Raw genomic sequence first — 14716 nt, forward strand, 5'->3', positions numbered from 1 at the left:
GCTACAGATGGCGCTGGACTTCAGCCCGACGCGTGGCGCTGGGCTTCGGCCCTACGCATGGCGCTCACTCCGTAGCCCGCAAAGCAAGACAGACGAATCCTTGGCGGACTCGTCCACGCGTGCACCACTCCACTTGTCCCGCAATGTATCCCGCACCTCCGCACCCGGCCGAGGCATTCGACCGGCTAGCACGCCAACAGCACCCCACCGCGCGGAAATCGACCGAAACGTCCCCCGTGTCGGTTCGCGGCATTTACCGTCTCAGAGAGATAGACAGCTGTTCTGAACGGGGTTGCGATGTCCGAACCAACTACCTCCTGTGCCGCGTTTCAGCGGGTTGCGTCCATAGATCCCGACGCGGTTGCGGTCCGGTCGATCGGCGGCGAGCAAAGTTTGACCTGGCGGGACTACGCCGCGCAGGTCCGGGAGATCGCGGCGGGGTTGAACGCGCTCGGGATCGGCCGCGGCGACACGGTCGCGTTGATGATGGCCAACCGAGTCGAGTTCTATCCGCTCGAGGTGGGCGCGCAGCACGCCGGAGCCACTTCGTTTTCCGTGTACAACACGCTGGTCCCCGAGCAACTGAACTACGTGTTCGGCAACGCGGGCAACCGGGTGGTGATCTGCGAGGCGCAGTACGTGGACCGGATCCGGTCGTGCGGAGTGCCGATCGAGACCATCGTCTGCCTCGACGGTGCGCCGGACGGCACGATCAGCGTCGCGGAGCTGAAGTCGTTGGGGCGCAGCGATTTCGACTTCGAGGCAAGCTGGCGCGCGGTGCAACCGGACGACGTGGTGACGCTGTGCTACACCTCCGGAACTACCGGCAACCCGAAGGGCGTCGAGCTCACCCACGCCAACCTGCTGTTCGACGCGCACGCCTTCGTCACGGCGCTACCAGTCGAATTCGGTGACCGGCAAACCTCGTACCTGCCGACCGCGCACATGGCCGACCGATTCACCAACCTGTACCTACAGGAGGTGTTCGGCATTCAGATCACCGTGGTGCCCGATCGCAGCCAAGTGCTCGCCGCACTACTGGATGCCAGGCCCACCATCTGGGGCGCCGTCCCGCGTGTGTGGGAAAAGTTCAAGGCCGCACTCGAATTCGCGGCCGCCAACGAACCCGACGACGCCACCCGCGCCGGCCTGCAGTGGGGGCTGAGTGTCGCCGCACGCAAGGCCGCCGCGGAACTCGCTGGCGAACCCATGGACGACGCGCTCGCGGCCGAGTGGGCGAAGGCCGATGCCGCCGTGCTGTCCAAGCTGCGCGCGAAACTCGGCCTGGATCAAGTGAAGTGGGCGATGTCGGGTGCCGCGCCCATCCCGGCGGAGACGCTGGGCTTCTTCTTCGGCCTCGGCATTCCCATCTCGGAAGTGTGGGGCATGTCCGAGGTGACCTGCATCGCCACCGTCAGTCCACCTCAGGAAGCCCGGCTCGGCACGGTCGGCAGGCTGCTGCCCGGCCTCGAAGCCACCATCGCCGACGACGGCGAATTCCTCATCCGCGGCCCCTCGATCATGCGCGCCTACCGCCAGGAACCGGCCAAGACCGCCGAAGCCCTCGACGCCGACGGTTGGCTACACACCGGCGACATCCTCACCCAGGACGCCGACGGGTACCTCCGCGTCGTCGACCGCAAGAAAGAACTCATCATCAACTCCGCCGGAAAGAACATGTCCCCGGCCAACATCGAGAACGCCATCAAAGCCGCGACCCCGCTGATCGGCTCCATCGCCACCATCGGTGACCGCCGCCCCTTCAACACCGCACTCATCGTCATCGACGCCGAAACCGCCGCACCCTATGCCGCCCAGCACGGTCTACCCGACGCCTCCGCCTCCGCCCTCGCCGGCGACCCCGCCGTCATCGCCGAAATCGCCCGCGGCGTCGCGACAGGCAATACCAAACTGTCCCGGGTAGAACAGATCAAACGCTTCACCGTCCTCCCCGCCTTCTGGGAACCCGGCGGCGACGAAATCACCCTCACCATGAAACTCCGCCGCAAACCCATCGCCAACAAATACGCCCCCGACATCGACCGCCTGTACTCCCCCGAGCTAGCCCCCGGAGTCCACGAACCCACCGTCCCCGCCGAAACAACAACCATCGGCTAGCCGAACGGAGCGCCCACTCACGTTCTGGCGCAACATATCCCACGCAGGCGCCGATGCGTGCAACGCGAGTATGCGTCGCATGCAACCGCGACACCGCACCTGGCCGCTCAGCGAGACATCGCGCAGGCGGCTCACGTTCCGCCGCTGTCCCGTTCGGCGCACGGCCTTGACCGCCTAGGTATTCCGTGGGATCCGCGTCGAAATCCGCACCCTGACTCGGGATCCGCACTCGCAATAGGGCCCTAATACTGCAACGGCACTCAGGTGAGTGGGTGGCCGCGCCGCCGGTAGTGCGATAACCGGGCTTGGTGCTGGCGGCGTCGCCGCCAGCTCGACCAGGCCCAGATGTGATCGGCGACATGGTGTGGGGTGAGCACGAACGCGATGAGCAGGCGGCGGATTTCCGGTAGCGTGAGCGCGATCATGTCTTGCTCGAGTTCGCTGGTTCCCCTTTTGCGGCAAGGGTTTTCGACGCTGCCAGCCAGGCGAGTGCGAGCATCGAGAGGGTGATGTGGGCGTACCAGGCCCGCCAGCTGCGGACCTGGTAGTGATCGAGCCCGGCTTCGCCCTTGGCTTGCTGAAACGCCTCCTCCACATGCCAGCGTGACCCGGCGACCCAGGCCAGGTCGACCAGGCGGGATCGGTGCGGGCCGTAGCAGATGTAGTAGGCGATCTCGTAGACGCCGTTGCTGTTGGGACTCAACGCGCGTCGTGCCAGCAGCCAGTGCCCGCGCCCGCGGGCCCAGGTCCCCTCGATCGGGCGGCGTGCCCAGTCGTATTCGCGGGGTCCGTGCGCGCCGGCTCCGACCGAGAGCCGCTGCCACTTGCTTGCGGCGAGGTCGGCGATCAGTTCGTCGGCGCGTGCGGTGCGCTCGGCGCGGGTGCTCAGCTGGTGGTCACAGCGGGTGGCCAGCACATAGGACACGTCCTGGTCCTCGAGCCAGTCCCGCAGGTAGGGCGCCTGTCCGTAGACCTCGTCGGCGGTGAACCACGCGAACGGCACTGCCGCGGCCAGCGCCCGTTGCAGCATGGCGATCATCTGCCGCGCTTTGGTCGCGAACTCGACCTCGTCGGGGATCCCGGCGTCGCGGCAGCGGTCTCGATCCGAGGTCCACGACTCGGGAACATAGAGTTCACGATCGATCAAGGCATGCCCGTGGCGCGAGGCGTAGGCCAGGAACACCCCGATCTGGCAATTCTCCGTGCGACCGGCAGTGCCGGAGTACTGGCGTTGCACCCCAGCAGATTTCACGCCCTTCTTCAGGAATCCGGTCTCGTCACCGACCAGCACAGCCTCGGGATCACCCAGATGTTCGACCACATAGTCACGCACATCATCACGCACCGCATCGACGTCCCAATCAGCCTTGCGCAGCAGCCGCTGCATCCCGTCCGGACTGCCCTCACCAGCACGTTCAGCGAGCGTCCACCCGTTCTTGCGTTCCAAACCCGCCAACAGCCCCGACACATACTCCCGCGCCCGCTCCCGCGGCTCGGACCGGGCGAACCTGCCCGCAATCCGTGACATCAACGAATCCAACTCGGCCACAACACGATCCAACACCACACACCAGATCTACCAGCACTCACTCACATAGGTGCCGTTGCAGTACTAAGGCAGTGCAGATCCCGAGAAAAGGTGCGGCTGTTGCCAATAGCAGCCCCCACCAAAAGCCATGTGCCACTCACCGGCGGCAGCCCACGTGATCGACCGCACCATGTGCCGGTCGGCCGTTCGTGGGGCGGCTATAGGGGGAAGGTGAGGCGGTCTGGGCGGATGTAGCCGGTGGGGTCGTGGAGGGAGCGGAGTTCGGGGCGGGTCGGGGTGGGGATTCGGGTCAGTTCGTCGCGGAGGGGTGGGTCGTAGGTGGCGGCGCCTGCGGTGATGCCGGGGAGCCAGTTGTCGTGGTGGGTGGGGACGAAGAGGGTGGGGGTGATGGCTTCGATGTAGCGGCGAGGGTCGCGGAGGCCGTTGGTGATCTGGTTGAAGCCTTGGACGGCGCCGATTTGGAGGTCGGTCGGGGGTAGCGCGGCGAAGACGTCGAAGACGTTCGGGGCCTTCTCGGTGAGTGGGCCGGTGGAATCGTGCCAGACCAAGGAGAAACCGGGGACGCGGAATTGGTAGAGCAGCGATCCGCCCTCGGGGTCGTTCAGCCGCGGGACGCTCTGCAAGACGCCCGCCAGGGTCGGTGGATGTTGTACCAGGGCACAGAGTTCCGGCATCGGGAAGAACGGAGACGAGCCGCCGGGTCGCTCCGGGGCGGTGGGTGCGGAATGTATATGCCGGATCGCGGTCACCTCGACCGCGCCGACGGTGAAGTCGTGTCGCTCCCCCGGTATCGAATTCGCGTCCCCGAGGGCGACGGTCCGGAACGCCGGATCATTCACCTGCGCACGGATACTCACGCCGTGGTCGGCGGTCCCGTAAATCACCGCGCCGGACACCTGCGCGATCCGCCCAGCATCACCGGCATGATCGAAATGCCCGTGCCCGATGAAGATCGCCTCGGGCGCGAGGTCCGCCAGATCCTGCGGTGTGGCGGGCACATATCCGGTGCTGGTGAGCCGAGGCACCCACGCGTCCAGCAGGAACACCGACCCGCCGATGGCCATCGCATACGTCGTGCATCCCACCCACGCCAGCACTACCCGGTCTGCCCGCACCGCACCGGTTGCCGCATCGACGGTGTCCACCCCGAAGAACCGCTGCCGAGCGGCCACAGTCTGCGGCGCAGCCGGATCAGCCGACGCCGTCAACCGCCCCGCAGCCAGCAAAACCCCGGCCCCGAGCGCACCGCCCAACATCGTCCGCCGCCCGATCAAACCCCGCCCAGGAATGTTGCACACCGCAGTACCACATCACGGAACGCCACCCCCGGCAACCATTTCAGCTGATCCCGTGGGTGTCGCCTGCACCTCGGTGTCGATCACATCAGGCCGACCAAATGCGCCGTCGGGTGACGCCGAGGCCGATCAGCCGGTCCCCTACGACAAGGCAGGCTGAGATCGTTGGTCCTCGGCCACGACGGGCTGGCCGACACCCCGCTTGTGAGCGCTCATCTGGCCGACGACCGGCAACGCTCTACGCGGCCGCCCAATTGCGCGGTCGTTTCGCTCGCTACATGATCACTCGGCGATCTCGCCGATCCGAACCTTCACACGCCTATCGCCGACACGCTGTCCTACACCAGCCGCGACGAGGGGCGTCAACTCGCAGAGGAACGCTCGTCGACGCGCGACCGGCCGCACGGGTGTAGCGCATCTTTCCTCGCACATCTGTCCGTCGCATCGCATACCCCTCAGCGTGCTGCGGGTTGCGCGGGGCAACGATCGGATGTGCGAGGGCGAACTACAGGCTGATGCCGAGGAGGCCGTCGATGGCGGCGGCGATCGAGGCGGGGGCCTCGGGGTCGGAGCCGCCGTAGTCGAGTGCCTGACGGGCCCAATTGTCCAGGGCGTCCAGGGCTTTCGGGGTGTCGAGGTCGTCGGCCAGGTGCTGGCGGAGGCGGGCGATGGTATCGGTGGCGTCAGGGCCGGTGGCGAGGGCGGTCGCGCGGCGCCACAGGTCGAGACGGGTCTTGGCTTCCACGAGTACCGCGTCGGTCCACATGCGGTCCTGGCGGTAGTGGCCGGACAGGAGGCCGAGGCGGATGGCGGCCGGGTCGACGCCGCTGCGGCGCAGGGTGGAGACCAGCACGAGGTTGCCCTTGGACTTCGACATCTTCTCGCCGTCGAGGCCGATCAGACCGGCGTGCACGTAGTGGCGGGCGAAGCGGCGGCCCGCGATGAGCGACTCGGCGTGCGCGGCGGAGTACTCGTGGTGCGGGTAGATCAGGTCGCTGCCGCCACCCTGGATGTCGAACTCGGGGCCGATGCGGTTGAGCGCGATCGCCGAACACTCGATGTGCCAGCCGGGGCGGCCCGCGCCGAACGGGGCCGGCCAGGACGGCTCGTCCGGACGCTCGGCACGCCACAGCAGCGCGTCGATGGTGTCGCGCTTGCCGGGGCGGTCGGGGTCGCCGCCGCGTTCGGCGAACAGGCGTTCCATGGTGGCGCGGTCGTAGCCGGATTCGTAGCCGAACTGCTCGGTGGCATCGGCACGGAAGTACACGTCGGGGAACTCGGCGTCATCGACGATGTAGGCCGCGCCCGAGGCCAGCAGCTTCTGCACGAATTCGACGACCTCATCGACGGATTCGATGGCGCCGACGTACTCCCGCGGCGGCACGATGCGCAGCGCCGACATGTCCTCGCGGAACAGATTGATCTCACGGGTGCCCAGCTCGCGCCAATCCAAGCCGTCGCGCTCGGCCCGCTCGAACAGCGGGTCGTCCACGTCGGTCACGTTTTGCACGTAGTGCACCTCGTGGCCCGCGTCGCGCAACACTCGGTTGACCAGATCGAAGGTCAGGTAGGTGGCGGCGTGACCGAGGTGGGTGGCGTCATAAGGGGTGATCCCGCAGACGTACATGGTGGCGGTGGCACCGGGTGTCACCGGCCGTACCTGACGGTCGGCGGTGTCGTACAACCGCAACGGTGGCCCTGCTCCGGGGATGGTGGGTAGGGCGGTATCGGACCAGGACTGCATGATTCGAGGGTAAAGGTGTGGTCGAGGTCATCGCCCCCCGCCCCGGTCCTGCGCCCGCCTTACGCCCCTGACCTGCCTCTCCCGACCTGCGTTTTTCAGCAAATCATGGGATGTCAAGATTTTCGCTCTCGCAGAATCAGCTGTCGGCCGATCCCCGCCCGCGAACACGCCGCGGCACCGCGCGCCACCGAATCAACCGCCGACGGTAGCGTCCCGGCCGCGCAAGGGCAACGGGAAATCCCAGGCCGATCGATGGTGCCAGCACCCGCGATCGGCACAGCACGCAGCCCCGCACTCGATGCCGATTCGCTTCGAAACGACGCCGCGCGCGCCAATGAGCTTGTACTGCAATGACATTTGTCGACGCCGACAGCTCACAACTCATCGGTACACGGGGGCGATTCCGCTCGACCCGGCCACGCCGCCGGTGACGGTGCTCTTCGAGCGCTGACGGTGCCCGAATAGACCTCGCACGAAACTGCGGCGCTGGGCATGTCCGCCCGTCTATGGCGCACGTCACGCACGAGAGGCGTCACGCGGCTCGGGTCGTCGGCGTCTTATGCCGACGAGTTACCACCGGCGCCAGACGCCCTCGCAAGGAGAAACTGATGAACCTCACGTTGTGGATCGCCACCGGACTGCTGGCCGCTGTCGCCTTGGGCGGCGGCATCAGCAAGACGTTCGTGCCGATGGATAAACTCGCCGCGGCGCCTGGTGGGAAATGGACCGAAATCGGTGGTGTCGGGTTCGTCAGGACGCTCGGAGTCCTCGAACTCTTGGCCGCGGTCGGGCTGACTCTGCCCGCTGTGCTCGATATCGCGCCGGTTCTGGTGCCGGTGACAGCTGTCTGCTGGGTCGTGCTGATGGTCGGCGCCATGATCACCCATTATCGGCAGGGTGAAATCAAGTTCGTGGCGGTGAATCTCGTGTATCTCGCTCTAGCGGTCTTCATCGCCTGGGGGCGCTTCGGTCCGTACTGCTTCACGAGCTGACCCAGCCTGGCACAAATGCCAACGGGCGCTAGTACGTTCGGCAGGCAGCGGCGGTATCGCCTCACCCAATCGGTGCCGCCTGCCGCTGCGAGCCATGAATCATGGTGCGCCCGCTGGCCGATCCGAGTCAGCAGAACATGTCAGCAGCGAATTGCGAAGAATCGCACCTTATTCGGCACGGTCTGCAACTCCGCATTCACTGCCATTCAGGTGACGGAATCATTCTCAGCGGCAACCAGATTCAGAAGGCGGGCCACGGAATCGGCCGCGACGTACGGGGTGTCGGCATCACCGGATCGTCGACCAACTCTTGCGTCCGGTCGACCAGTGCCTCGATTTCGGCCTCCGTGATGTGCTCAGAAAGGCCGTCGGCAACAGCACCAGGCAGTTCCTTGGCGAACGCGGTGATATCGGCCACGAGTGCATCACTGAGCGGCTGCCCCGCCCACCCCCACAGCACAGTGCGCAGTTTGTGCTCAGTGTGCAAACAAATGCCGTGATCTACCCCGTAAACCTGACCGTCCACCCCCTCCAACGCATGACCGCCCTTACGGTCAGCGTTGTTCAACAAGACATCAAGCACCGCCATCCGTTGCAGCCTGGGATCGTCGGCGTGAATCAACGACACCTCATTGCCCGCCGGATCCTGCGCCCGCAACACCTCATGAAAACCACTGGGCACCGCCCCGGGCGGACACAGATCAACCAGATCGAGCCGGTCCCCCTGCTCGGTGTGGTTGTCCACCCCCTCGACCCAACGCTGCACCATCCCGACCCCGTACGGCCCCTCGCGCAGAATCGTCTCCGGAATCACCCCCCAGCCCACCGCGGCCGAGATCTGATACGACGCCACCTCCCGCCCCGCGAGCGTGCCATCCGGAAAGTCCCACAGCGGCCGCTCACCGCGCACCGGCTTGTAGACCACCCGCAGTGGCGCTTCGACCTCATCGAGGATGTCGCAGACCAGGGTCACGTTACTTGCAGTGCTGATCCGCCCGATCACCGTCAGCTCGCCGCTGTGGAACCGGTCCCCGGCCCGCGTCACCGATCACTCCTCTAGCTCGGCCGCGCCGAAGATATCGCCGCGCTTGTACCCGTTGGTGCGCACGCACATGTGCCCCTTGGACGACAGCGGCTCGCCACACAGCGGGCACGGCGGACGGCCCGCGGCGATCACCCTGGTGGAACGCAGCGCGAACTCGCGCGCCTGAATCGGGGTGAGGAACACGCGGACCGCGTCCGGGCCCTCCTCGGTGTCGTCGAGCACGACCGACTCGTCGACCTCGGTCTCGGTGATCGCCAGTAACTCGACGACCACGGCATTCGCGTCGGCATCCCAGCCGAGCCCCATGGTGCCGACCCGGAACTCCGCGTCGACCGGCGTTACCAGCGGCGCGGTGTCGCCGATGTCCTCGGCCTGCGGCGGCACCTCGGCGCCGAACCTGCGGGCCACCTCGTCCAACAGCAAACCCATCCGGTCGGCGAGCACCTTCACCTGCTGCTTCTCCAGCAACACACTGACAACCCGCGGTTCCTCTATGGCCTGCAGATAGAACGAACGATCGCCCGGCTCACCGACGGTCCCGGCGACGAAACGATCGGGGGTGCGAAATACATGGATTGCGCGTGACACATGCACCTCCTGATACGTGACCCTGATCGACTACCCACGGCGCTGGGATACAACGCCCACTATCCGAGTACAAGGAATCTCAGCGCTCCGCATTCCCATTATCCCCACTCCCCGCACTACCTAGCTCGCCGCCGGGAACGGGCCCGGAGGTATCGACCGCGGCGTCTTGTTTATCGGAGCCGGAATCGGGAACGGGCCGTGGCTGATTCGACAGCGCGGACAGGTCGGTGCCGGTGTCGTTGAGCCGCCACACATAGGGCGCGGTCGGCGTGTACCGGACGACGCTGATCGACGCGGGCTCCACCACGATCCGCTGGAATCCGTCCAAGTGGATGCCCAATGCGTCGGCCAGCACGGATTTGATGACGTCACCGTGGGTGCAGGCCACCCACAGCACGTCGTGCCCGTGCTGTTCGGCCAGCGCCCGATCGTGCTCGCGCAGCGCCGCGACCGCGCGGGTCTGCACCTGCGCCAGCCCCTCGCCGCCCGGGAAAACCGCGCCGGAGGCGTGCCGCTGCACCACTTTCCACAAGGGTTCGGCCAGCAGTTCGGCGATCGGCCGCCCGGTCCATTCGCCGTAATCGACCTCGATCAGCCGGTCGTCGAAGACCGGTTCCAGCCCCAGCTTCTCCGCCAGCGGCGCCACCGTTCGCTGACAGCGCAATAGCGGAGAGTGCACGATGCGTTCGATCGGTAGCCCGGCGAGCCGGTCGGCAACGGCCTTGGCTTGATCGTTGCCGTGCTCGGTCAGCTCGACGCCGGTACTGCGACCGGCCAGCGTGTGGGCGGTGTTCGAGGTCGAGACTCCGTGTCGGAGCAGAATCACCGTCATACAGTCAGCCTAAGCCCGCCCGTCGCCCGACCGCCGCCCCCCACGGAATCGCTGCGCGATGCTGTAGTCATGTGGCCGACACGACACCCGTTGCCAGCAGTCCCATAACGGTCAACCCGAGCACGATCCGGTAGCCGACGAACCAGTCCAGCGAATGCTTGGCAACGAACTTCAGCAACCACGCCACCGACGCGTATCCGACGACGAACGCGAGCAGCGTCGCCACGATCAACTGGGCGCCGCTGGCGTTGAGTCCCTCACCGGCCGGTTTGAACGCGTCCGGGATGCTGAACAGGCCCGAAGCGGTGACCGCGGGAATCGCCAGCAGGAACGAAAACCGTACGGACGCTTCGCGTGTCAGCCCGAGGAACAGACCCGCCGACGACGTGGCACCCGAGCGAGACACACCAGGAATCAGCGCGAGACACTGCGCGAAACCCATCACGAGCCCGTCGCGGGTGGTGAGCTGCTCGAGCGGACGCAGCTTGCGTCCGTAATACTCGGCCGCCGCGATCACCAGCGCGAACGCGATCAGCATGAACGAGATCAGCCACAGATTGCGTGCCGCGGTCCGGATCACGTCCTTGAACAGGAAGCCGAGCACGCCGATCGGGATGGTGGCAATGATCACATACCAGCCGACCCGGTAGTCCAGCTCGCGCTGCCGCTCTTCGTCGAAGTACCGATCGGCCTGTCCCATGGTCACCACGGGCAGCCGCGTCGTCACCTGATCGGTGATCGGGACCGTTTCCCGCGACGACAGCTTGCGCAGCACAGTGCTGAACCACGCCTGCAGAATCCGCCAGATGTCCTTGGCGAAATACACCAGGACGGCGGCCTCCGTGCCGAGCTGGGTCACGGCGGTGAACGAGGCACCCGCGTCGTCGCCGAAGAACACCCCCGACACGATCCGCAGATGTGCCGACGACGAGATCGGCAGGAACTCCGTGAGTCCCTGCACCAGGCCGAGTACGAGCGCCTGTATCCAGGTCATCGATTCGCCCGTCACACGGTCTCCTGGTGTCTCATGCCGCCTCCACGCGTTCTTGCCCGAAAGAACTGTTCCGACTGGGCAATTGGTCAACAGATGGGTCGCACGCGAGTGAGCACCGGCGCAATCCCGCAGCGACAGTACAGTGTCGCGGCCATTGCGGCATGCTCGCACCGCAATCGCGAGCGACGCGCGAGCCACTGTGCGGGTAGGCGCCCGGACGACCGCGCACGCTCTAGGCTTGGCGCCGTGACGATTGCGCGGACACGGTGATGGAACAGCGGACGGTCGGCCGCAGCGGCCTACGGGTGTCCAGGATAGGGCTTGCGACCCATACCTGGGGTTCGCATACGGATGCCGACGAGGCGGCCGTGCAGTTGGTGGCGTTCATCGAGGCGGGCGGCACGCTCGTCGACACCTCCCCCGCGTATGTCGGTGGTGGCGCGCAGCGGATTCTGGCCGAACTGCTCGGCGATCTCGTCTCTCGTGACGATCTGGTGCTCAGCGGCTGCGCGGGTCTCGCGCCGCGCGTGACACCCGCGCCTGCGGGTCCGGCGGTGCCCGACGCGACGGCAAAGACCGCCATCGATACTTCGCGTCGTGCGCTGCTGCGTCAGCTCGATCGGACGCTGCTCGAATTCGGCACCGATCATCTCGACATCTGGAATGTCGCCGTGTGGGATCCGCGGACGCCGCTCGACGAGGTGGTGGCCACGCTGGAGCAGGTGGTGCAGGCGGGGAAGGTTCGTTACGCGGGCGTGCGTGGGTTCGGTGCCTGGCAGCTGGCGAGTCTCGCCGCCGTCGCCCCGATCAGTGTTGCGCAGACGCCGTATTCGCTGCTGGCTCGCGACGCGGAGACCGATTTCGTGCCCGCCGCGCTGCATCACGGTGTCGGCGTGATCGCCTCGGCACCGCTTGCCGGTGGGATTCTCACCGGCAAGTACCGCGACGGGGTGCCCGCGGATTCACGAGGTGCGGACGAGGCCACCGCGGCCGATATCCGCAGCAGCCTCGACGAGCGCGCGACTCGCGTGGTGGACGCTCTGGTGACCGCGGCTGATGGGTTAGGTACGTCACCGTTAGCCGTCGCGCTGGCCTGGATTCGGGATCGGCCGGGCATCGCGAGCATGATCGTCGGCGCCCGCGATATCGGGCAGCTCACCGGCGTGCTCGCCGCGGAGACCCTGGAACTGCCGCGCGCCATCGCGGCCGCACTCGACGATGTCAGTGCCCGCACCGAGTAGCGCGACCGGCACGGACCCGATGCCTGCCGCCGCAGGGCACGTCTTAGGCTTGCCTACATGAGGCATGCGACGTCCGGCGACCCGTCCGTCCGAACGCAGCGGATCGCCGGTCTTCGATCCGGATGGTCGCGCTGTGTGCTCGCGCTGTTCGCGGTGACCCTGGTCGTGGCCACCGCCGCGTGCGGCACCGACACCGCCGCGACCGGCTCCGGGCAGCGCGGCCCGGCCACCGCGGCGCTGACCGATCTCGATCCGGTGCCGATCGGACCGGAACCGACGCCGGTGTTGCCGGTCACCGTGCGCTCGTTCGACGGCGCGGACGTGACCATCACCGATGCGACTCGCATCATCGCGGTCGATCGCTACGGCACCCTCTCGCAGATCGTGTACGCGCTCGGCTTGGGCCCCAAGCTGATCGGTCGCAGCACCGTCGCAATCCCCGCTATCCGCGACGTGCCGAACGTGGCGGGCGGCAACGGTTCGTTGAACCTGGAAGCGCTACTGGCACTGCGTCCTTCGGTTTTCCTGACCGACGACGTGACGGTGACACCGCAGTTGCGTGAGCAGTTGCGCGCCGCCGGTGTGAACGTCGTCTTCGCCGATCCGAAGCGCACCATGGACGGTGTCGTCCCCCAGATCGAGGCCGTGGCAGCCGCTTTGGGGGTACCCGACCGCGGCAAGGCGCTCGGGCAACGCACCCGCGCCGAGATCGACGCCGCCATCGCCGCTGTGCCCAAACAGGATCCGCAGCTGAAGATGGCATTCCTCTATCTGCGCAGCACCGCCATCACCATGCTCGCCGGACCGGGGTCCGGTGCGGATTCGTTGATCGCCGCACTCGGCGGGCAAGACGCGGGTTCCGCGCTGTCCGAACCGTTCATCACGATTACCAGCGAAGCCATGATCAGTGCCGCGCCCGACCTGCTGCTCGTGATGTCGGACGGGTTGAAATCCGTTGGCGGAGTGGACGGTTTGGAGAAGGTGCCGGGCATCGCGCAAACCCCGGCCGGGCGCAACAAGCGGGTCGTCGACATGTCGGACCAGGTGATCCTGAGTTATGGGCCCAACACCGGCCGGGTGATCACGGCTCTCAGCGCGGCCGTGTACGGAACCAAGCCCGCATGACCGGCCGGCTCGCATGACCGAATCCGCCGGCACCAAGACCAAACCAGCCGCGGCACCGTCTTTGCCACCTGCCCCGAAATCACGCGGACGTTCGCGCACGACAGTGGTGTTCGCGGTGGCGATCATCGGGCTGATCGCGCTCGCGCTGGCGTCGGCCGCGATCGGACAGGTGCCGACCACGCCCGCCGAGGTGGCGGGCAGTGTGCTGCACCGGATAGGGCTGGATTGGGGGCCGATGCCCGCACATCCCGCCGGTGAGGTGACGCTGTGGCAAGTGCGATTCCCTCGGGTGCTGCTGGCCATGCTGGTCGGTGCGGCGCTCGCGACGGCGGGTGGGTTGTTGCAGGGTGTGTTCGCGAATCCGCTTGCGGAACCGGGGGTTATCGGGGTTTCCGCGGGTGCTGCGGTCGGTGCGGGCACGGTCATCGTCATCGGTGGAGCGTTCGTCGCCGCTTGGTCGGTGGCCGCGGCTGCGTTCGTCGCGGGGCTGGCCACCACGGCGCTGGTGTATCTGCTTGCCCGCTCCAACGGGCGCACCGAAGTCGTCACCCTCGTGCTCACCGGTGTCGCGATCAACGCCTTCGCGGGCGGGTTGATCGCGTACCTGCTGTTCGTTGCCTCCCCGGCCGCGCGCGATCAGATCGTGTTCTGGCAGTTGGGATCACTGAACGGCGCGACGTGGGATTCGGTCACCATCGTGGCGATTCTCACCGCGGTCGGCGTCACCGCCGCCATCATCATCGCCCCGCGCCTCGACCTGCTCGCCCTCGGTGAAGCCTCCGCCCGCCACCTCGGCGTCGACGTGGAACGCCTGCGCCGCAACGTCATCCTGGTCGTCGCCATCCTCGCCACCGCGGGCGTCGCGTTCACCGGCATCGTCCTGTTCGTCGGCCTCATTGTCCCGCACCTGGTCCGCATGCTCGCCGGCCCAGCCCACCGCGTCCTGATCCCGTTGAGCGCCATCCTCGGCGCCGTCGTCCTCCTCGCCGCCGACGTCGCCGCCCGCTCCCTCGTCCACAACGCCGACCTTCCCCTCGGCATGCTCACCTCGCTGATCGGCGGCCCGTTCTTCTTCTGGTTGCTCCGCCGCACCCGAGCCCGCGCTGGTGGGTGGGCATGATGCGTCTGATCACCCACCGACCTTGGCGTTCACCGAGTTTCGGCCAAGCGCCTAGCTGCACAGAGTCGCGTGG

General features: G+C 66.9%; 12 protein-coding genes and 1 pseudogene. 5 read left to right on the forward strand and 8 right to left on the reverse strand.

Annotation, left to right across the window (positions count from 1 at the left end; all coding sequences use genetic code 11):
* Nucleotides 1-297: 297 nt before the first annotated feature.
* On the forward strand, nt 298-2118 hold the full coding sequence (gene fadD11 / locus ACQPW1_RS26110) for a fatty acid--CoA ligase FadD11 (protein ID WP_433654158.1): 1821 nt from the start codon (nt 298-300) through the stop codon (nt 2116-2118).
* A 260-nt stretch (nt 2119-2378) separates the two neighbouring features.
* On the opposite strand, the gene ACQPW1_RS26115 is transcribed toward fadD11, so the two are convergent.
* From ACQPW1_RS26115 to mshC, 4 genes and pseudogenes are all read right to left on the reverse strand, one after another.
* A complete protein-coding gene (locus tag ACQPW1_RS26115; RefSeq protein WP_433653860.1) occupies nt 2379-2543 on the reverse strand; it encodes a hypothetical protein in 165 nt (54 codons plus the stop codon).
* A gap of 20 nt (nt 2544-2563) precedes the next feature.
* Nucleotides 2564-3685 (reverse strand): annotated as a pseudogene (locus ACQPW1_RS26120) (IS701 family transposase); the annotation flags it as partial.
* 179 nt (nt 3686-3864) lie between these two features.
* Nucleotides 3865-4923 carry an MBL fold metallo-hydrolase gene (locus ACQPW1_RS26125; RefSeq protein WP_433654159.1) on the reverse strand — a complete coding sequence of 353 codons (1059 nt, stop codon included), beginning with the start codon at nt 4921-4923 and terminating at the stop codon, nt 3865-3867.
* 544 nt (nt 4924-5467) lie between these two features.
* On the reverse strand, nt 5468-6706 hold the full coding sequence (mshC, locus tag ACQPW1_RS26130) for a cysteine--1-D-myo-inosityl 2-amino-2-deoxy-alpha-D-glucopyranoside ligase (protein ID WP_433654160.1): 1239 nt from the start codon (nt 6704-6706) through the stop codon (nt 5468-5470).
* Nucleotides 6707-7314: 608 nt separating this feature from the next.
* On the opposite strand from mshC, the gene ACQPW1_RS26135 reads away from it, so the two are divergent.
* Nucleotides 7315-7698, forward strand: a complete 384-nt coding sequence (locus tag ACQPW1_RS26135; RefSeq protein ID WP_433654161.1) for a DoxX family protein — start codon at nt 7315-7317, stop codon at nt 7696-7698.
* Nucleotides 7699-7939: 241 nt separating this feature from the next.
* Here ACQPW1_RS26135 and ACQPW1_RS26140 read toward each other — a convergent pair whose 3' ends face one another.
* From ACQPW1_RS26140 to ACQPW1_RS26155, 4 genes are all read right to left on the reverse strand, one after another.
* Nucleotides 7940-8743: an SCO1664 family protein gene (locus ACQPW1_RS26140; protein ID WP_433654162.1), complete on the reverse strand. Its 804-nt coding sequence runs from the start codon at nt 8741-8743 to the stop codon at nt 7940-7942.
* A gap of 3 nt (nt 8744-8746) precedes the next feature.
* Nucleotides 8747-9331 (reverse strand): DUF3090 domain-containing protein, encoded by a 585-nt coding sequence (locus ACQPW1_RS26145; RefSeq protein ID WP_433654163.1) that lies wholly within the window; start codon nt 9329-9331, stop codon nt 8747-8749.
* Nucleotides 9332-9410: 79 nt separating this feature from the next.
* A complete protein-coding gene (locus tag ACQPW1_RS26150) occupies nt 9411-10163 on the reverse strand; it encodes a histidine phosphatase family protein (RefSeq protein WP_433654164.1) in 753 nt (250 codons plus the stop codon).
* Nucleotides 10164-10230: 67 nt separating this feature from the next.
* Entirely contained in the window at nt 10231-11157 is a 927-nt protein-coding gene (locus tag ACQPW1_RS26155; protein WP_433665339.1) for an undecaprenyl-diphosphate phosphatase, read from the reverse strand.
* 269 nt (nt 11158-11426) lie between these two features.
* Here ACQPW1_RS26155 and ACQPW1_RS26160 point away from each other — a divergent pair, with 269 nt between their 5' ends.
* Genes ACQPW1_RS26160 through ACQPW1_RS26170 form a run of 3 tightly spaced genes read left to right on the forward strand, consistent with a single transcriptional unit; the run spans nt 11427 to nt 14643 of the window.
* The gene (locus ACQPW1_RS26160) at nt 11427-12398 is read left to right on the forward strand and encodes an aldo/keto reductase (RefSeq protein WP_433654165.1); all 972 of its coding nucleotides are present in this window, start codon (nt 11427-11429) and stop codon (nt 12396-12398) included.
* A gap of 57 nt (nt 12399-12455) precedes the next feature.
* Nucleotides 12456-13523 carry a heme/hemin ABC transporter substrate-binding protein gene (locus ACQPW1_RS26165; protein ID WP_433654167.1) on the forward strand — a complete coding sequence of 356 codons (1068 nt, stop codon included), beginning with the start codon at nt 12456-12458 and terminating at the stop codon, nt 13521-13523.
* 13 nt (nt 13524-13536) lie between these two features.
* Nucleotides 13537-14643 carry a FecCD family ABC transporter permease gene (locus ACQPW1_RS26170; RefSeq protein ID WP_433654168.1) on the forward strand — a complete coding sequence of 369 codons (1107 nt, stop codon included), beginning with the start codon at nt 13537-13539 and terminating at the stop codon, nt 14641-14643.
* Nucleotides 14644-14716 lie beyond the last annotated feature (73 nt).

The organism is Nocardia sp. CA-128927 (assembly GCF_050955855.1).
Taxonomy (GTDB): domain Bacteria; phylum Actinomycetota; class Actinomycetes; order Mycobacteriales; family Mycobacteriaceae; genus Nocardia.

What these genes read in the sequence shown, in the direction of transcription:
- ACQPW1_RS26150 (WP_433654164.1), bottom strand. Translation starts at nt 10,163, where the DNA reads ATGACGGTGATTCTGCTCCGACACGGAGTCTCGACCTCGAACACCGCC.
- ACQPW1_RS26155 (WP_433665339.1), bottom strand. Translation starts at nt 11,157, where the DNA reads ATGACCTGGATACAGGCGCTCGTACTCGGCCTGGTGCAGGGACTCACG.
- ACQPW1_RS26160 (WP_433654165.1), top strand. Translation starts at nt 11,427, where the DNA reads ATGGAACAGCGGACGGTCGGCCGCAGCGGCCTACGGGTGTCCAGGATA.
- ACQPW1_RS26165 (WP_433654167.1), top strand. Translation starts at nt 12,456, where the DNA reads ATGAGGCATGCGACGTCCGGCGACCCGTCCGTCCGAACGCAGCGGATC.
- ACQPW1_RS26115 (WP_433653860.1), bottom strand. Translation starts at nt 2,543, where the DNA reads ATGATCGCGCTCACGCTACCGGAAATCCGCCGCCTGCTCATCGCGTTC.
- ACQPW1_RS26135 (WP_433654161.1), top strand. Translation starts at nt 7,315, where the DNA reads ATGAACCTCACGTTGTGGATCGCCACCGGACTGCTGGCCGCTGTCGCC.
- ACQPW1_RS26170 (WP_433654168.1), top strand. Translation starts at nt 13,537, where the DNA reads ATGACCGAATCCGCCGGCACCAAGACCAAACCAGCCGCGGCACCGTCT.
- mshC (WP_433654160.1), bottom strand. Translation starts at nt 6,706, where the DNA reads ATGCAGTCCTGGTCCGATACCGCCCTACCCACCATCCCCGGAGCAGGG.
- ACQPW1_RS26125 (WP_433654159.1), bottom strand. Translation starts at nt 4,923, where the DNA reads ATGTTGGGCGGTGCGCTCGGGGCCGGGGTTTTGCTGGCTGCGGGGCGG.
- fadD11 (WP_433654158.1), top strand. Translation starts at nt 298, where the DNA reads ATGTCCGAACCAACTACCTCCTGTGCCGCGTTTCAGCGGGTTGCGTCC.